The sequence below is a fragment of the Helicobacter sp. 13S00401-1 genome (assembly GCF_002272925.1).
Classification (GTDB): Bacteria; Campylobacterota; Campylobacteria; order Campylobacterales; family Helicobacteraceae; genus Helicobacter_I.
In genome coordinates, this window is record NZ_MLAR01000008.1 from 1 (window position 1) to 17,005 (window position 17,005).

The following is a 17,005-nucleotide window of genomic DNA, read 5'->3' on the forward strand; positions in this document are numbered from 1 at the left end:
TTATTAAAAAAACTTTAAAAAACTTAAAAAATTAAACTAATCAAAACAAGAAAAGTAAGCCTTAATCGCTTGAGAAATGAAACTATAGTGAAGTGAAGCTTAAGGTTAGCTTAGAGGAAGGGGGGAAGTAGAAGATTTTTAAAATTTTATATCTAAAAAACCTAAAAGCCACCACAGCAACGCTACACACAAAGCAGCTCACAAATATATGACAGCCTAAATAATCCCTATAAATATAAAATACCTAGATTTTGAAAGTTTCTCTAAAAGATGTCAAAAACAACATTTATAAGCAAACCTAAAAAGAATATCCAAAATTTAATACTAGGCTTTAAAGTCTAACTATATATAGAATGAAAAATAACCTTCAAAATACTCTTAAAGTTAAGATAGCATCTCTAAAATATCTATTAATCTTGATAAATATTAAGTTAAATTTAAGTTTTACTCATTTAAAATTGACTATACGCGCATTAATTCATCTTAAATAAAATTTTTAAAGGTCACATAAAAATGAAATTTTTAACAATAATGGCAATGTTTTTTAGTTTTCTATTCGCTGCGGTAAATATAAATACAGCCTCACAAAAAGAGTTAGAAAAACTTCCAGGCATAGGACCAAAAAAAGCTATGAGCATAGTTGAATATAGAAGCAAACAACCTTTTAAGGCTATAGAAGATATCAAAAAAGTAAAAGGTGTTAATCAAAAGTTATTTAACAAGATAAAAAATGACATAGAAGTCACAACAGATAAAAAAGATAGCAAGGCTGAAAAATAGCTCTTAAAAACTACCTTATAAGATTCTATGATGCAGAATCTTATAAAACTCCTAGCTCGCAACTTAACGCATACACAACAAATCTCACAAGTTAATATATAAGATACTCTAAAAAAGAGGTTCAAAATGAGTGTTTACTTTAAAAGCCTTTTTGCAAAGCCCTTTATCTACCTTTTTATCGCTAGTTTTTTAAATCTATCTGCAAAAGAAGATATAAAACCAAGCGCTTTAGAATCTAAAAACATCTTAGAATCCAAAATAGAGTATGAAAAAAATACTAACTCTATCAAGCAAGATAAAGCAAGCACTACAAATCTTTTAGATTCTAAAAACCTACAAGATCTAAAAGATATGACTAATGCACCTATGATTACAAGTGCTACAAATCAAACAACTACTAAAAGCCCACGCAAACTAAAGTCCTTTCCTTTGGGGCATAAGAAGATATTTGAAGATGAAGACATTGATGTAAATATACTTGCACCTTCTTGTGCTAGCACCTTACACACACTAACAAAGCCTAAAGAAGAAAAACTTTCTGAGATACTAAGTGCGCTAGCTTCAGAGTGTGGGTTCAGTATAGAGTACATAAACTGGGTTGAAAATGATACTTTAGCCTTACATCTTGATAAAAGGCCCTTAAAAGATCTTTTAAACATAGCCTTAAAAAACTACTACTATGAAGTCTCGCCTTTTTTACTTAGAATCTATGGGCTAGCGTTTGAAACATTTGATATAAACTACATAGCAAGTGTTCGCACCACTCTTTCTAACACTTCTGTCACCCTATCCCAAGAACAAAATCAAAACGCTTATAGTAGCAACTATAACTATGGCATCTTTCAGCCAAACTTAACTAACAACCCCTACACGCTAAATAATGCCTTTGAAGGATCACTAAACAACAGACCAAGTAGTAGTGGCACTAAGATCTACTCTATGGATGAACTAAACTTTTGGGATGGCTTAGAAAAAGAGCTTAGTTTTTTACTTAAAGAGCCTACCTTTGGCCAAGATGCATCTAAGGCGCAAGCAAATACTAATACAAGATTTAGCATAGATAAAAACGCAGGTCTTGTAAGCGTTATGGCTAATAAATCCCACATGAGACAGGTTTCTAACCTGCTTGAAAACATGCACACAAAGATGAGGGCACAGATATTTTTAAATGTAGAGATTCTAAATATAACTCATACCAAGGCAACAAATGCAGGGATAGATTGGAGTAATCTTGCTTCTATCTTCTCAGTCCCAGCCGCAAGTGGTAGTTTGAATCTAAGTGGAAATGCAAATACGTTTAATCTTGATTACTCGCTAAATATACTTAATCCAAGTGTGTCTCTAAGCAGCATACTAGGCTTTCTTGAAAGTCAAGGTAGTGTAAAATCGCTTTCTAACCCAAGAGTGAGCGCGCTTAATAATCAACCAGCCATCATAAGTGTTGGCTCAGTGCTTAGATACTCACAAAACCTTATCTTCCAAACTAGCAACACAAACAACACTATACAAAATCAAAGCGTGCAGTACCCTAGTGTCTTTATTGGAATCTTGCTTGATATAACTCCTTCAATAAGCGAAGATGAGATAATACTACGTATAAACCCTTCAATCACAAGGGCAAAAAATGCAGTGATAGAAAACAGTGCCACTGCCCTATCTAGCCCACCAAACCTAAGTACTAATCAACTTTCTTCAATAGTTAGGCTAAAAAATGGAGAAAAAGTCATCATAGGTGGACTTATAAGTAACCACGCAGAAACTAATGAAAATGGAATCATAGGTCTAAGAAGGGTAAAAGGTATATTTTCTAATACAAAAAAGCTTAATAGAAGTGAAGAGATAGTTATCATCATCACTCCAACTGTTATAGACTAAGTTATATAAGTTAACTTGCAAACATTTTTGTTAAAACAATATCTTATAAGACAACACAAGCTTTAGTTTTAAAGCCTTATGATGATATAAACTAAGCAAAAAAAGCCTTGGTTTTTAAGTAAAATAACTAGCGTGATGGAGGTTTTTATGTTTGAAAAAATTGAAGAGATAATAAGAAATATTGAAAATCTAAGAGATGAGATAACCATACTTTTAAACATGGCAAAGATTGATCTAATAGACTACATACTTATAAAAAGAGGATCTAAAGATATGCCAGAGGGTCTAAGTATGGGCATGTTAGCAGATATAGATGAAGAAGTGGACAAGTTAAAAAAGCAAATAGACCTTCTTAATAAGATAAAACGAGAGATGCTAATCTTTTAAACCCTGCTTTTAGATTCTAATAGAATCTAAAAGTATAAAAACTAATAAGCCCTGTTTAAATACTCTTGAAGCGAGCAAGCTTTAAAGCCTTCATTACTACTAGTTTCTTTTTTGATAGCTTTAATCGCACTTAAAGCGCCTGAGACTGTAGTAAAGTAAGGTATATTCATCTTTAAAACTGTAGCCCTTATAAGCCTTGCGTCTTCTTTGGCCTTTTCATCACTAGTGTTTACAACCAAATCTATCTCATTATTAACCAGTAAGTCGTTGATATTTGGCCTACCTTCGCTAATCTTAAGCACTTGTTTTACCTCAACGCCTGCTTCTTTTAGAATCTTAAAAGTCCCAGTAGTTGCTACTATCTTAAAGCCCATATCACTAAAGCTTTTAGCTAGCTCTAGGGCGTAAATCTTATCGCTATCTTGCAAGGAGATAAAAACTGTGCCACTTAGTGGAAGAGGGTTTTTGCAAGCAACTTGGGATTTAAAAAAGGCTATCCCTGGGCTACTAGCTATGCCCATAACCTCACCTGTACTTTTCATCTCAGGACCTAAAAGCAAATCAGCTCCTGGAAGTTTGTTAAATGGAAAAACAGATTCTTTAACACTAAAGTGTTTTAAGGGCTTATGAGTGTATAGATTATCTTCTAGTTTTTCTAAAACATTATATCTATCATAGAAACTAATCGCATCTAAAAGTGGCTCATCACACATAACGCGAGTTGCAACTTTAGCTAATGGAAGTCCTGTAGCCTTAGAGGCAAAAGGCACAGTGCGAGAGGCGCGAGGGTTAACTTCTATGATAAAAACTTCATTTTTATAAATGGCATACTGCACGTTCATTAGCCCCTTAACTTCAAGCTTTAAGGCTATCTCCTTGCTTATCTTATAAATCTTTTCTAGCAAACTTTTATCTATGCTAGTAGTTGGGAGGTAAGAAGCACTATCACCACTATGTATTCCTGCTTCTTCAATGTGCTGCATAATAGCACCTATATAAACATCCTTGCCATCACTTATGCAATCTAAATCAAGCTCAATTGCCTTGTCTAAAAACTTATCTATTAAGATTGGATTAGATTCACTAACGGCTATGACCTCATCCATATATTTTTTAAGCTCGAAGTCATCATAAACTATACGCATAGCGCGCCCGCCTAGCACGTAACTTGGACGAACTAGCACTGGGAATCCTATAGTCCTAGCAACTGAGTGGGCTTGCTCTTTAGTTAAGGCTATGCCATTTTCTGGTTGGTTAAATCCAAGCTCAGTTATAAATTTTGCAAATTTTTCTCTATCTTCTGCTTTGTCTATGGCTTTTGGCTTAGTACCTATGATTTTGGCGTTAATCTTGCTTAAGAGATTAGCTAGCTTTAGTGGCGTTTGACCTCCAAAATGCACTATGATTCCATCAACTTGCTCTTCTTCTATAACGCTTCTTACGTGCTCAAAGTCTATAGGTTCAAAGTAAAGCTTATCACTTGTATCATAGTCTGTACTAACAGTTTCTGGGTTGCAGTTATACATTATGCTTTTTATGCCCATATCTTTTAAAGCAAAGCTTGCGTGCACACAGCAGTAGTCAAACTCTATACCCTGTCCTATGCGGTTTGGGCCTCCACCTATGATTAAAACTTTTTTTAGTTTTGTGGAATCTTTACTAGGATTACAAGATTCTAAGTTTTCATCTTGATACTCATTAGGCACGCACTCATAGTCCCCAATGCTTGAGTAAAGATAGTTACTTTTACAAGCAAACTCAGCAGCACAAGTATCTACTTCGTTATATTTATGCTTAACTCCTAAAGCAAGCCTAGCTTGATAAACTTCAGCCTCAGTTATATCTAAGCCTTCATTTTCTTTTAGCCAGTGGCTTATGTTTTTATCACTAAAACCATAGCTTTTAGCCTCTCTCATAAGCTCTTTGTTAGTTAAGATATCAGTAGTTATCTTTTGTTCATAGTCTACTAGCTCTTTTATCTCATTTAAAAACCATCTATCTATCTTACTTAGCTCATAAACTTCATCTACGCTAAGGCCTAGTCCAAAGCCTTCAGCTATATAAAGTATACGATTTGCATTAGGACGCCTTATCTCTTTTTTGATTAAGATAGAATCTGTACTTATGCGATTAAAGCCATAAAAGCCCTGTTCTAGTGAGCATATAGCTTTTTGAAGGCTTTCTTTAAAACTCCCGCCTATTGCCATAACTTCGCCTATACTTTTCATGGATGTTGTAAGACTTGAGTTTGCCATAGGAAACTTTTCAAAGGTAAATCTCGGAATCTTAGTAACTATATAATCTATACTTGGCTCAAAGCTAGCAGGCGTTCCAGTTATGTCATTTTTTATCTCATCTAGGCTAAATCCAACGGCTAAAAGTGTCGCAACTTTTGCTATAGGATAACCTGTAGCCTTTGAAGCTAAAGCACTACTTCTACTAACACGCGGGTTCATCTCAATTACAGTCATACGCCCCGTTTCTGGATTGATAGCAAACTGTACGTTACTTCCTCCTGTATCTACGCCTATCTCGCGGAGTATTTTAAAAGAGGCATCACGCATACGCTGATACTCTTTGTCAGTCAAAGTTAAAGCTGGTGCTATAGTTATAGAATCTCCTGTGTGCACACCCATAGGATCTAAGTTTTCTATGCTACAAACTATGATGCAGTTATCTTTATTATCTCTTATAACTTCCATCTCATACTCTTTCCAGCCAAGCAAAGATTCTTCTATTAGTATCTCATGGACTGGGCTTGCATCAAGACCGATTTTAGCTAGGGTTTTAAACTCATCTATGTTATAAGCTACCCCGCTACCTCCACCAGCTAGCGTAAAAGACGCCCTTATAATTAGTGGGAATCCTATCTCTTGTGCAGCTAGCAAGGCTTCATCTTCATTATAAGCATACATTGACTTTGGTATATCCATACCGATTTTAAGCATGGCCTCTTTAAAAGCCTGTCTATCTTCACCTTTTTTTATAGCATCTGGTCTAGCCCCAAGGAATCTAACTCCTTCTAAAAGGCCTTTTTCATACATACTCATAGCGACATTTAGTGCAGTTTGCCCACCCATAGTAGGCAAAATAGCATCAATATTTTCTTTTTTAATGATATCTAGGATTATCTCTTCAGAAATGGGTTCTATATAAGTTTTATCCGCAAAGTCTGGATCTGTCATGATAGTCGCAGGATTAGAGTTTATTAATACCACTTTATAGCCTAGCTCCTTTAAAGTCTTGACAGCTTGAGTGCCGGAGTAGTCAAACTCGCAGGCCTGCCCTATGACTATTGGACCTGAGCCAATAAGAAGTATGTTTTTAAAACTGTTATCTTGCATGTGTGTCCTTAAAGATTAATGAAGTTGGAAATAATGTGCTAAATTATACCTTGTGCTTACATCTTTATAAAACCAAATATAAGGGAAAATTTTGACTTCATCTACTCCAAAAAGACTTAGATATAAACTCTACATCTTCTTAGCCATTCTTATAGTCGTACTTATAATAGACCAAATCTTAAAACATGAGATCTTGCAAATCGCTTTGCAAAAATATGGAAGTATAAATATAGATTCTATAAGCTATCTTTTTAGAAGCGAGATTATAGACATAGCCTTAGTTTTTAACAAAGGTGTTGCTTTTAGCTTTTTAACCTTTTTAGGCGATAATCTTAAGTATATACAACTGCTTTTAATTCTAATTATTATTATATTTTTTATCCAACAAAGACGCTTCTTTGAAGACTACTTTATAGGTTTTGGCTTTATTTTTGGTGGTGGGATAAGCAACATCATAGATAGATTCTTATATAAAGGCGTGGTTGATTACATCTACTGGCACTATCAATTTAACTTTGCGATATTTAACCTTGCAGATATGAGTATAAATCTTGGGATAATCATAATGATAATAACCATGCTTATAAAAAGACGTAATGCCAGATAATTTTTTATCCTATAAGTTCTAAAAGCTTAAACTAAGCTTTTTATATAAACCCAAAGATTAAAAGCATAAAAGCAGATTCCAAAAGCACAAAGAAGATAGTAAGCCTTTTTAGAAAAGATGCTTGCAAGACTAAAAACGATGTAGATTCCAAGTAAAAAAAGAGGTGTGTAAACCTCACTTAAATGAAACTTCATATCCAAAAATGGAAGCAATAAAAAATCTATACTCCCTCCAAACCCAAAAATATGCAAAAGTAAACTAAGTGGGAAAAAGACTACAAAGGCTAAGCCAACTGGTATAGAGACTAGCTGAAAGGGTGAAAAGTAGGGAAAAAAGTAGTGCACTATAGGCATCATTTGTAAAAATAGCAAAAGATTAAAAAGCACAACAGTCAAAAGCATGCTTTTAGTTTTAACATACTTTATAAATAAAAATATATAAAACACTCCTGCAACTGAAAGCAAAAAGCCTATGTTAAAGGCTAGGCTTAAATCCAAGCTTAAAGCAAAAAGCACGCAAAGACTTAAACTTACAAAGCTTATAAGTTTTAAGCCTGAGTAAAGTAAGAAAAAAGCTAAGGCTGCCATTAAAAAGGCTCTAAAAAATGAAGGCTGAAAGTCAAGTAAAACTAGGTAGCCTCCCATGCAAGCTAGTATCAACACTCCAATATCAAAGTAAGCATTACGATAAGGAAAGTAGTGTCTTTGGAAGATTCTATAAAGTGGCATTAAGATGATGTAAAGTAAAAGGCTAAGTATGCCTAAGTGAAAGCCACTAATTGCTATGATATGAGCAAGCCCTAGGGAGTTTGATACATGCCTTAAGTTAGGATCTAAACTAGTGCCTAAAAAAAGGGCTGAGTAGAGGTTGCTTAAAAGGGCGTTTTCATGCTGGGCTACTATTAGGTCAAGTAAAGTAGTGCTTGAAGGCAAAAGTGCCATGCCCATATTAATAAAAAAGCAAGATTTAAAAGAATCTAAAAAAGTGCATTTTTGTGCCTTGCCTAGAACTCTCACATCTTTATTTTGCAAATCTTTTAATGCGGAGTTTGGTGTGTGCTCTATAGTATAAAGATTAAAACCATCTTTAGTTTTTAGTTTAAATATAGTCTTATTATCTTTTGCATACTGCAATGCTACTTTAGCCTCTATAGACTTAGCATCTTGCAAGGCTAGAAAGTTTTTATATCTTAGTCCAAGATTTATAGCTAGCAAGCACAAAAGCATGACAACTAAGGCTATAAACTCACGCCCTTTAAATAAAGGAAGACTAAAAGAACTATCTTTAACATGTCTGCTTTCAAAAAGCCAAAAGTGCTTAAGTAGATGCTTCATAGTAGCTATAGTTTGTTTATAGCGCTTTGCTATGCCCACTACTCTAACTTCTCCCCTCTTAAGTTACACACTTAGAATTTTTAAGCCTACTTAGAATCCATATGCATATCGTGCATATTTTTCATATCCATGTTTTTCATATCGGCATTATGAGAGTTATGGTCCATATGCATGCCTTTCATTCCATCTTTAGAATCCATCTTCATATCACCCATATTTTGCATATCCATATGAGTAGAGTTAGGGCTCATATCTTTCATGTTTTGCATGTTTTGCATATCTTTATGCATATCCATATCTTTCATGCCATCTTTAGAATCCATATGCACAGATTCCATATTACCCATGTTATGAGACTTCATATCCATGTCTTGATGAGTGCTACCCTTCATATCGTCCATGTTCATATGGCCATGATCCATTTTCATACCATCCATTTTCATATCTTGCATTTTCATGCCGTGCATCCCATGACCCATATCCATACCACCCATGCCATGCATCCCATGCATACCCTTCATGCCCATATGCATGCCTGGTAACATATACATATGTCCAGTCATCATCCCATAACCCATAAATATATTACCAAGTCCAAAATAAAGCATTAAAAGCATGGAGATTCTTAAAAGCCAAGTGCTAAATCTCGCTCTAAATCCTCCCCTTATAAGACTTCCTAAACTAGTTCCTAATAAAAACAAAGGTAAAAATGTCCCTATACCAAAAGCTATCATGCCTAAAATACTCATAGGTATGGAGTTAAAGCCAGCAGCAACTAAAGCAAAGGTATACACAAAGCCACAAGGCAAAAAGCCATTTAACACTCCAAGAACGTAGTAGCTATAAAAACTTTTAGACTGCAAGGCATACTTAAAAGCTCTTTTATACCAAGATGAGTTAGCAGATGGCGTGATATAGCCTAGTGCCTTAGGGTAAAAGTTAAAAAGCAAGGCTGTGATGATGATAAGGACACCTATAACTATAAAAACTATGCCCCTATGAAAGTTATCTATAAAGCTTTTGCCAATTAGGGCAAAAATTATCCCCACTATGATATAAGACGTAAGCCTCCCTAAAAAATATACAAAGTTTCCTAAAGCTATCCTAGTTTTAGTGTTATCTATAGACTTAGCGGTATTAAGCCCTAAAACTATACCGCCACACATACCCACACAGTGTCCCCACGCACCCAAAAAGGCCGCTATAAATATACCTAGTATTGCTTCCATCAACTTCCTTTAAGTTTAAAATTCTCTTTGCTTGATAAAAATCCACCTGCAGCTATCCTACCTTTAAGCTTACTATCTAGAATCTTTTATTAACTTTAAGTCTCATATTTATTACATAGTGGAATTGTAGTTTCGAAGCTTTTTTAAGCATAAAAGGGCTTAGAAGGTTATCTACTTTGAAAGATACTTTTTTATGAATAAAACATGTCTTAGATGAAATAAAAGCTCACGTCCTTGCCTATAGAATCTAAAAACTTCTTTTACTACTTTAAAAGCCCCTATATTTTGTTTTGTACTCATAGTGATAGTGCTGCACTGATTATGTTCATTAGATAAAACTAGCTCTGGGATATAAACCATCTCAACTACCCCATTTAAAAAAGAGTTACTCATATAGTTATCAACTGGTATATATACTTTTTTAGCGTGCTTTATAAACTTTCTAGCAGCACTTGGCGTTATGTAGTAACAAACTGCACTTAGTACTAGCTTAGGCGAGTAAGCAAAGTTTCTACCAACTAGTTTCATGGTGTTAAAACTTGAAAGATGAAGCTTTACATATTCATAAGGCGAACCAAAGCACTCCCTTATCCCTTTATCAAAGTAGCAAGCAAACTTACAGTCATCTTCTAAGATGACTATGGGTTTATTTAACTCTATGCATTTTTCCCATAAAAAGTAATGAGATGCAAAGCAAGCTATTTCAGTTTCACTAGTTTCTGGCTGGCGCCAAAGCTTGTTTAAAAACTTATCATGCCTTTTTATAAAGCCATTTGCCTTTATAGATTCTGGAGTTTGTGCATCAAAGAAATGAAAAGTTATGGGCGAAGAAGGGTAAGAGGCTTTAAAATCTAATATATTAGATTCCATAGCCTCTTTTCTTTGCGTACTTCTTTTTAGATTAATGATAAAAACATCCATTTTTTTACAAATTCTCCTATTTTTTATTTCTATATAAGCGAAATGTTATCACTTTTAATATTAAAATAACAGATAACAAACTTACAACTTATGTATGAAGAAGTCGTCGCTATGAAACTAAAATTTGTCCTTTTAACCACATTATCAGCCTTGCTTGCTTTTAGTGCACCAATTTATGCCGAAAGTGAAACATCATTAAGTGAAAGCTCACTTTTAAACTCACTAGGTATAAGCACCCAAAACACACATATAAATCATATAGCTGAGAAAAGTGGTATTTTTGTTGGTATAGGCGCTGCAACACATGAGTTTAAGATAACTAAAGTAAGTGGTACTTTACTACTAGGTTATACGCAGTTTTTTAATAAATACCTAGGTATAAGGATGTATCTAAACTATGAAAGACTTCCAAGCGACTACTATGGTGGGCTTAATATAGACTTAATCTATGACATATTTCAAGGAGAAAAGCTAGGTTTTGGGATAATAGCAGGTAGTAGTAATGGCTACATAGCCTTTCAAAACAAAGAAGAAGGCTACATAAGTCAAGTTAACGCTGGAGTTAGCTTTAACTTTGATGGCGGCCATAATAGACTTGAGCTACTTGCTAGAATCCCACTTAACAACACTACTTTTAGACCTTTGCCAAAGGCTATGCCACTTTACACTTTTAGCTACACCTATACTTTTTAAGCTAGGTCTAAGTAAATCTTAAGTTTTTAACCCTTTATCCCTAAGCTTAAATATCTTCTTCATGTTTGCACTTTATGCAAACTGCTTTATTTTTACCTTTTTGGCGCATTAAGTAGCCACACTTTTCACAGTGCTTATTTATAGGCTTAGTGCTTGATATAAAGTTGCACTTTGGATAGTTAGAACAGCCATAAAACACACTCCTTGCACGCTTTGCTACTATCTCTCCACCACACTCTGGACAAGCTACATCTAAGGCATCACTTTTTAAAGACTTGGTATTTTTGCACTTTGGATAGTTAGAGCATGCTAAAAACTCGCCATTTCTTCCTTGTTTTATCACCATAGGAGCGCCACACTTTTCGCATACTTCAGATGTAGGCGTGGCGTTAGTTTCGCTAGTATCTTTTTTATCTTTTTTTATATAGTGGCATTTTGGATAGTTAGAACAACCTACAAAATCGCCATACCTTCCACTACGTAAAACTAAAGGCTCCCCGCACTCTGGGCACATCTCACCAGTTAACTCATGCTTTTTAAGTGAAGCTATATTTTTCTCTCCATCTTCAAGCTTAGCGCTAAACCCTTCATAAAAGTCCCAAAGCACTTCTTCCCAGTTAGTAGAATGGCTAGCTATAGAATCTAGTTTAGATTCTAAGGCTGCTGAAAAGTTAGCATCTACTATCTCATTGAAGTTATTTTCTAACATATCAGTCACAGTAAAGGCTATCTCTTGAGTATGGATTTGCTTTTTTTCTATAGCTATATAGTTTCTATCACTTAGTAATTTTATAGTTGGCGCATAAGTGCTTGGACGACCTATGCCTAAAGATTCCATAGTTTTTATAAGGCTTGCTTCTGAGTACCTAGCTGGAGGCTCAGTAGTTTTAAGAGTTTCTTTTATAGGGTCAAAGTTTATAGCCTCACCTTCTTTATAGCTTGGTAAAAGCTTATCTTTATCTTCATTGCCCATAACTTTATAGAATCCTTCAAAGATTAAACTTCTTCCAGTAGTTTTAAAAGTAGCGCTTTCACTACTTGCTAGCACACTTAAAGTATCAAAGACTGCACTACTCATCTGCGTTGCTACAAAGCGATTAAAGATTAGTGTATAAAGCTTTAACTCCTCTTCTTTTAAGTAGTCTTTAGCTATGCCTGGCGTGAAATCTATATTAGTTGGACGTATGGCTTCGTGGGCTTCTTGGGCACCTTTTGCTTTTGAGACAAAGCTTCTTGGACTTGATACTAGATACTTATCGCCATACTTTTCTTTTATATAACCTCTCAAAGCACTCACTGCTTCTTTGGTTATATTTAAACTATCTGTTCTCATATAGGTTATAACGCCCTCTAAGCCCCTATTAGTCTGTACTCCTTCATAAAGCCTTTGGGCTATACTCATAGTCCTAGTTGGGCTAAAACCTAAAACACTACTTGCACTTTGCTGAAGGCTAGAAGTCATAAAAGGTGGACTTGGGTTAGTAACCCTTTGCTTTTTTTCTATACTAGAGATTTTATAGCTTTCACTTCGCAGCACTGTTAATGCAGCATCTACTTTTTCTTTTTCTAAAAAGCTAAGCTTTTCTATCTTATCGCCTCTATAGTAGAGTAAGTCAAAGCTTATATCTTTATCATAAGCATTTATTAGATAGTAGTCTATTGGCTTAAAGTCTCTTATCTCTTTTTCCCTATCAACTAATATTTTTAAAACACTACTTTGCACACGTCCTGCACTAAGCCCTCTGTTAATCTTTTTAGCCAAAAGGCCTGAAAGTTTAAAACCCACTATCCTATCAAGCAGTCTTCTTGCTTGCTGGGCATTAACTTTATCCATATCTATATTGCGAGGGTTTTCTAGTGAGTTAGTTATAGCTTGCTTAGTTATCTCATGAAAGACTATGCGAGGGAAACCTTCTACATTTTCTTTTAAGGCCTCTATGATATGAAAGCCTATGGCCTCTCCTTCTCTATCTTCATCAGTTGCGATATAAGTAGTCTCAGCTATATCATGAAAGGCCTTTATCTTAGCAACCACATCTTGATGATCTTTAGCTAACTCATAGGTTGGAGTAAAGCTATTAGGCTTAATTGTTATACCAAAGCGTGACTTGGGAAGATCTCTTATATGCCCTTTAGAAGCTATAACTTCATAGTCTTTACCTAGGAAATTTTTTATAGTTTTTGCCTTAGCTGGGGACTCTACGATGATAAGATTCTTTAAAGTTTTAACCTTAGGTTTAGATGCAACACTAGATTTTGTGCTGGTTTCTTTTTTCTTAGTGCTAGTTTTAGTTGTGGTCTTAGTTACAGTTTTAGTAGTTTTGGCTTTAGTTGTAGCCTTGGTAGTTTTTGTATCTTTAGTGGTTGTAGAAGAATCTTTTGTCTTAGAGTTAGCATTTGGCATATTTATCCTTGTGTTTGATAAAAAAGTAGTATTAAAGCTTTAATTATTCTAACTTAAGTAAATGTAATTTATAATCAAGAACTTTATTTACCGCAAGGATTGTCATTGTTTATTGGACGCCGCATATCAACCCACTTTGATTATGTTTTAATCCTACTCATAATTCCTCTTATATTTGTAAGCACATTTTTACTAAGCGAAACCTCGACTGCCCTTATGTATAGACAGTTAAGCTATGCATTTTTAGGAATCTTTGTTTTTGTCTTTGTTTTTTTTATACCGTTTAGATACCTCTATAAAAGCGTTATAGCCTTTTATGTTATCTGCATACTACTTTTAATAGCAGTAGATCTAATAGGTACAACTAAGCTAGGTGCCCAACGCTGGATAAGCATAGGAGGCTTTTCTTTACAGCCTAGCGAGCCAGTTAAAATCGCCATTATCTTGCTTTTAGCCCACTACATCCACCATAACCCTCCCCCAAAAGAAGGCTATGGAATCTTAGAGTTTTGCAAGATAAGCTTTTTTATACTTTTGCCTTTTTTACTCATACTAAAAGAACCTGATCTTGGAACTGCCCTAGTAGTTTTGATCATGGGCTATGGCATGCTTTTTATCATAGGGGTTAATAAAAAAATATGGATAAGCATCATCTTAGCCATAGCTATCTTTGTGCCTATAGCTTATAAATTTGAGATAGTTTTAAAAAAATATCAAATAGATAGAATCCAAACTCTAATAAGTGGTAAGCCAAAGGCTCAAGTCTATCAAAGCCTAATTGCTGTAGGAAGTGGTGGGTTAACTGGCAAGAGTAAAGAAGATTCAACCCAGTCTAATCTTAAGTTTTTACCAATTGCTACAAGTGACTTTATATTTGCCCACTTTGCAGAACGCTTTGGTTTTATAGGCTCTCTTATCCTTATAATCCTTTATATGTCTATAGTGGTGCACATCTTTTCTTTTTGTTTTATAGAGAAAAAAGACTACTTTATGCGGGTGATTGCAAGTTGTGTGGCGTTACTATTTTTTATCTATGTGATAGTTAATATAGGTATGACTATAGAACTAGCACCCGTAGTTGGTATCCCCTTGCCTCTTTTTAGCTATGGAGGATCTAGTTTTATAACCTTTATAGTGCTTTTAGCCATGCTTGAAAATGCGAAGGTGTTTCGCTTTGAGCTTTCTTATAATCCAGACAGTAACAACAATAATCTTTTTGGAAAGATAGGATCTATAATCAAAAGAAAAAATAACCTTTTTAGGTAGAATAAAATGACACTCAAAATCAAAAAGGATATTTTAATGAAAAACATTTCTAAAGTTTGTATACTAAGTGCCTTGCTTTTAGGCTTTAGCCCCTTTGTAAATGCAGCAGAGCCTGGCGCGTCAGCTCCTTCTAAGGCAGATCCAAGTGCACAAGACTTTGCTAATGCATTCCACATAGTAGCAGGTAAGTTTGATGGAAAACATAAGATTAATCACACTAAGGGCTTTTCTGCCATAGGTACTTTTAAGAGCGCTAAAAACTTAAAAGACTTTTATGATATACCTATGCTAACAGGCAAAGGAAAGATAGATGCAGAGGTTAGATACTCAGTAGGAGGCCCTAACCCTCACGGAAGTGATAAAACTCCAGGACTTGGCCTAGGCATAAAACTAAAAGGCAATGGAAGTGAGTGGGATATGGCCCTAGCTAGCGCACCTATAAACTTTGCTAAGACTAAAGAGCAGTTTCTAGGCTTTTTACAGTCAAGATTCCCAGATAAAGATGGAAAAGTAGATCCTAAAAAGTTTGAAGAGTTTGTTAAAACTTCAAAACCAGCTCAAAGATTTTTAGCCTACAACAAGATAAGAGGCATATCAAGATCTGTATCAAATGTCGCTTATTACAGTCTTCATGCATATATGTTTAAAACCGCTGATGGCAAGATGCAACCTGCTAGATTTGTCTTTGTCCCAGCACGCGGAGAAAGGACTTTAAGCAAAGAAGAGCTAGCTAAAACTAAAGATAACTACCTTGAAGATACCTTTAAAAAAGACCTAAAAGCTGGCAGCATTAAGTACTACATGTATATTATCCCAGCAAGAGCTGATGATGTTATAGATGATACATCTATGCCTTGGGATGACTTGCACGCTAAGATCTATGTAGGAACTTTAAATGTTACAAAATATGAAGGCCATAAATTTGCTCAAGATGTATTTATCCCAGGTGTTATGCCTAAAGGTGTAGGTGCTCCAAAAGACGCACTTTTTGAACTTAGAAACCATGTTTATGGGATAACTTTCAGTGAGAGACAATAAGCCTTTTTTATAGAATCTAGATTCTATAAAAACTAGTCATGCCCTAAAGCATGACTGCAATCTTTCCTCTTTTTAACACTTAAAATCAAAATATCATCAAATAATCCTCCACTATATATACTAATAATAAGTCTCATAGTAGAATCTAAAAGAGATTTCACTCTTACAAACAAAAAAAAGGAAAAACCATGCATAGAAGAAAGTTTATACTAAGTACCGTGGCTATGGCTGGTGGGTTAAGCCTTATGGGGACAACTGCCTTTGGCACTAAAGCGGCTAAACTAGCCTTTAAAGATGATAAGACTAAGGTGCCAAATATAAGGCTAAATAATGGCGTAGAGATGCCTATCCTTGGATATGGTACCTATCAGATAAGCCCAAAGATAGCTACAAGATGCACGCTTGAAGCCTTAGAAGTTGGTTATAGACTACTAGATACAGCCGAGCTTTATAAAAATGAAAGTGAGATAGGAGTGGGACTAACACAAAGTGGTGTACCTAGAAAAGAGCTTTTTGTCACTACCAAGCTATCTCATGATATGAGTTATAAAGAAACTTTTAAGGCAGTTAATCTTGCACTTAAAAATCTTCAAGTTGACTACCTAGACTTACTTTTAATCCATATGGCATATCCAAACTCAGTACATATGTACAAGGCTATGGAAGAACTTTATGCTAAAGGAGTTTTAAAGGCTATAGGTATCTCAAACTTTAAAGCACAAAAATACACAAGCTTTATAAAGCAAGTTAAAGTTATCCCTATGGTAAATCAGATGGAAGCTCATGTATTTTACATGCAACAAGAACTTAGAAAAGTTATGAAAGATACTGTTTTAGAAGGTTGGAGTCCCTTTGCACAAGGGAAAAATGGATTTTTTGCTAAGCCAGTTTTAGAGAGCATAGCAAAAAAGCATCATAAAACTATCGCGCAAGTTGGCCTAAGATTCCTAATACAAAACAACATAGTAGCCATACCAAAAACTACTCATAAAAAAAGGATGATAGAAAACATAGATATTTTTGACTTTAAACTTGATAGTGAAGATATGGCAAGCATAGCTAAACTTGAAACAAATAAATCTCTTTTTGGCTGGTATTAAAGTCTTAAGTTGCTAACAAGTAAAGAG

Annotated in this window: 13 protein-coding genes; 8 read left to right on the plus strand and 5 right to left on the minus strand. The window is 34.8% G+C overall.

Features of this window, described 5'->3' with window-relative positions; all coding sequences use genetic code 11:
• The first annotated feature begins 513 nt into the window (after positions 1-513).
• The 3 genes from BKH43_RS05270 to BKH43_RS05280 all read left to right on the plus strand — a co-directional run bounded on the left by BKH43_RS05270 (position 514) and on the right by BKH43_RS05280 (position 3,042).
• Positions 514-780 carry a ComEA family DNA-binding protein gene (locus tag BKH43_RS05270; protein ID WP_095229332.1) on the plus strand — a complete coding sequence of 89 codons (267 nt, stop codon included), beginning with the start codon at positions 514-516 and terminating at the stop codon, positions 778-780.
• A 126-nt stretch (positions 781-906) separates the two neighbouring features.
• On the plus strand, positions 907-2,655 hold the full coding sequence (locus tag BKH43_RS05275) for a pilus (MSHA type) biogenesis protein MshL (RefSeq protein ID WP_095229334.1): 1,749 nt from the start codon (positions 907-909) through the stop codon (positions 2,653-2,655).
• Positions 2,656-2,802: 147 nt separating this feature from the next.
• Positions 2,803-3,042 carry a DUF2443 family protein gene (locus BKH43_RS05280; RefSeq protein ID WP_095229336.1) on the plus strand — a complete coding sequence of 80 codons (240 nt, stop codon included), beginning with the start codon at positions 2,803-2,805 and terminating at the stop codon, positions 3,040-3,042.
• 41 nt (positions 3,043-3,083) lie between these two features.
• Here BKH43_RS05280 and carB read toward each other — a convergent pair whose 3' ends face one another.
• Positions 3,084-6,386 (minus strand): carbamoyl-phosphate synthase large subunit, encoded by a 3,303-nt coding sequence (gene carB / locus BKH43_RS05285; protein WP_095229338.1) that lies wholly within the window; start codon positions 6,384-6,386, stop codon positions 3,084-3,086.
• Positions 6,387-6,477: 91 nt separating this feature from the next.
• Between carB and lspA the strand changes: the two genes are divergently transcribed.
• Positions 6,478-6,993, plus strand: a complete 516-nt coding sequence (lspA, locus tag BKH43_RS05290) for a signal peptidase II (RefSeq protein WP_095229341.1) — start codon at positions 6,478-6,480, stop codon at positions 6,991-6,993.
• A 26-nt stretch (positions 6,994-7,019) separates the two neighbouring features.
• On the opposite strand, the gene BKH43_RS05295 is transcribed toward lspA, so the two are convergent.
• From BKH43_RS05295 to BKH43_RS05305, 3 genes are all read right to left on the minus strand, one after another.
• On the minus strand, positions 7,020-8,366 hold the full coding sequence (locus BKH43_RS05295) for a ComEC/Rec2 family competence protein (RefSeq protein ID WP_095229343.1): 1,347 nt from the start codon (positions 8,364-8,366) through the stop codon (positions 7,020-7,022).
• A gap of 47 nt (positions 8,367-8,413) precedes the next feature.
• Positions 8,414-9,556, minus strand: coding sequence for a sulfite exporter TauE/SafE family protein (locus BKH43_RS05300; protein ID WP_095229345.1), 1,143 nt, complete (start codon positions 9,554-9,556; stop codon positions 8,414-8,416).
• Positions 9,557-9,727: 171 nt separating this feature from the next.
• Complete coding sequence (locus BKH43_RS05305; RefSeq protein WP_095229347.1) at positions 9,728-10,477, minus strand: glycosyltransferase family 25 protein; 750 nt, start codon at positions 10,475-10,477, stop codon at positions 9,728-9,730.
• A gap of 111 nt (positions 10,478-10,588) precedes the next feature.
• Here BKH43_RS05305 and BKH43_RS05310 point away from each other — a divergent pair, with 111 nt between their 5' ends.
• On the plus strand, positions 10,589-11,170 hold the full coding sequence (locus BKH43_RS05310; protein ID WP_095229350.1) for a hypothetical protein: 582 nt from the start codon (positions 10,589-10,591) through the stop codon (positions 11,168-11,170).
• 46 nt (positions 11,171-11,216) lie between these two features.
• On the opposite strand, the gene topA is transcribed toward BKH43_RS05310, so the two are convergent.
• Complete coding sequence (gene topA, locus BKH43_RS05315) at positions 11,217-13,574, minus strand: type I DNA topoisomerase (protein ID WP_095229352.1); 2,358 nt, start codon at positions 13,572-13,574, stop codon at positions 11,217-11,219.
• A gap of 105 nt (positions 13,575-13,679) precedes the next feature.
• Between topA and BKH43_RS05320 the strand changes: the two genes are divergently transcribed.
• The 3 genes from BKH43_RS05320 (at position 13,680) to BKH43_RS05330 (ending at position 16,978) form a co-directional block, all read left to right on the plus strand.
• A complete protein-coding gene (locus BKH43_RS05320) occupies positions 13,680-14,840 on the plus strand; it encodes an FtsW/RodA/SpoVE family cell cycle protein (RefSeq protein WP_095229354.1) in 1,161 nt (386 codons plus the stop codon).
• A gap of 36 nt (positions 14,841-14,876) precedes the next feature.
• Positions 14,877-15,878 carry a catalase gene (locus BKH43_RS05325; RefSeq protein ID WP_172402322.1) on the plus strand — a complete coding sequence of 334 codons (1,002 nt, stop codon included), beginning with the start codon at positions 14,877-14,879 and terminating at the stop codon, positions 15,876-15,878.
• A gap of 188 nt (positions 15,879-16,066) precedes the next feature.
• A complete protein-coding gene (locus BKH43_RS05330) occupies positions 16,067-16,978 on the plus strand; it encodes an aldo/keto reductase (protein ID WP_216358495.1) in 912 nt (303 codons plus the stop codon).
• Positions 16,979-17,005 lie beyond the last annotated feature (27 nt).

Coding starts and splice junctions, on each gene's coding strand:
- BKH43_RS05270 (WP_095229332.1), top strand. CDS start 514: ATGAAATTTTTAACAATAATGGCAATGTTTTTTAGTTTTCTATTCGCT.
- BKH43_RS05275 (WP_095229334.1), top strand. CDS start 907: ATGAGTGTTTACTTTAAAAGCCTTTTTGCAAAGCCCTTTATCTACCTT.
- BKH43_RS05280 (WP_095229336.1), top strand. CDS start 2,803: ATGTTTGAAAAAATTGAAGAGATAATAAGAAATATTGAAAATCTAAGA.
- carB (WP_095229338.1), bottom strand. CDS start 6,386: ATGCAAGATAACAGTTTTAAAAACATACTTCTTATTGGCTCAGGTCCA.
- BKH43_RS05300 (WP_095229345.1), bottom strand. CDS start 9,556: ATGGAAGCAATACTAGGTATATTTATAGCGGCCTTTTTGGGTGCGTGG.
- BKH43_RS05305 (WP_095229347.1), bottom strand. CDS start 10,477: ATGGATGTTTTTATCATTAATCTAAAAAGAAGTACGCAAAGAAAAGAG.
- BKH43_RS05310 (WP_095229350.1), top strand. CDS start 10,589: ATGAAACTAAAATTTGTCCTTTTAACCACATTATCAGCCTTGCTTGCT.
- topA (WP_095229352.1), bottom strand. CDS start 13,574: ATGCCAAATGCTAACTCTAAGACAAAAGATTCTTCTACAACCACTAAA.
- BKH43_RS05325 (WP_172402322.1), top strand. CDS start 14,877: ATGAAAAACATTTCTAAAGTTTGTATACTAAGTGCCTTGCTTTTAGGC.
- BKH43_RS05330 (WP_216358495.1), top strand. CDS start 16,067: ATGCATAGAAGAAAGTTTATACTAAGTACCGTGGCTATGGCTGGTGGG.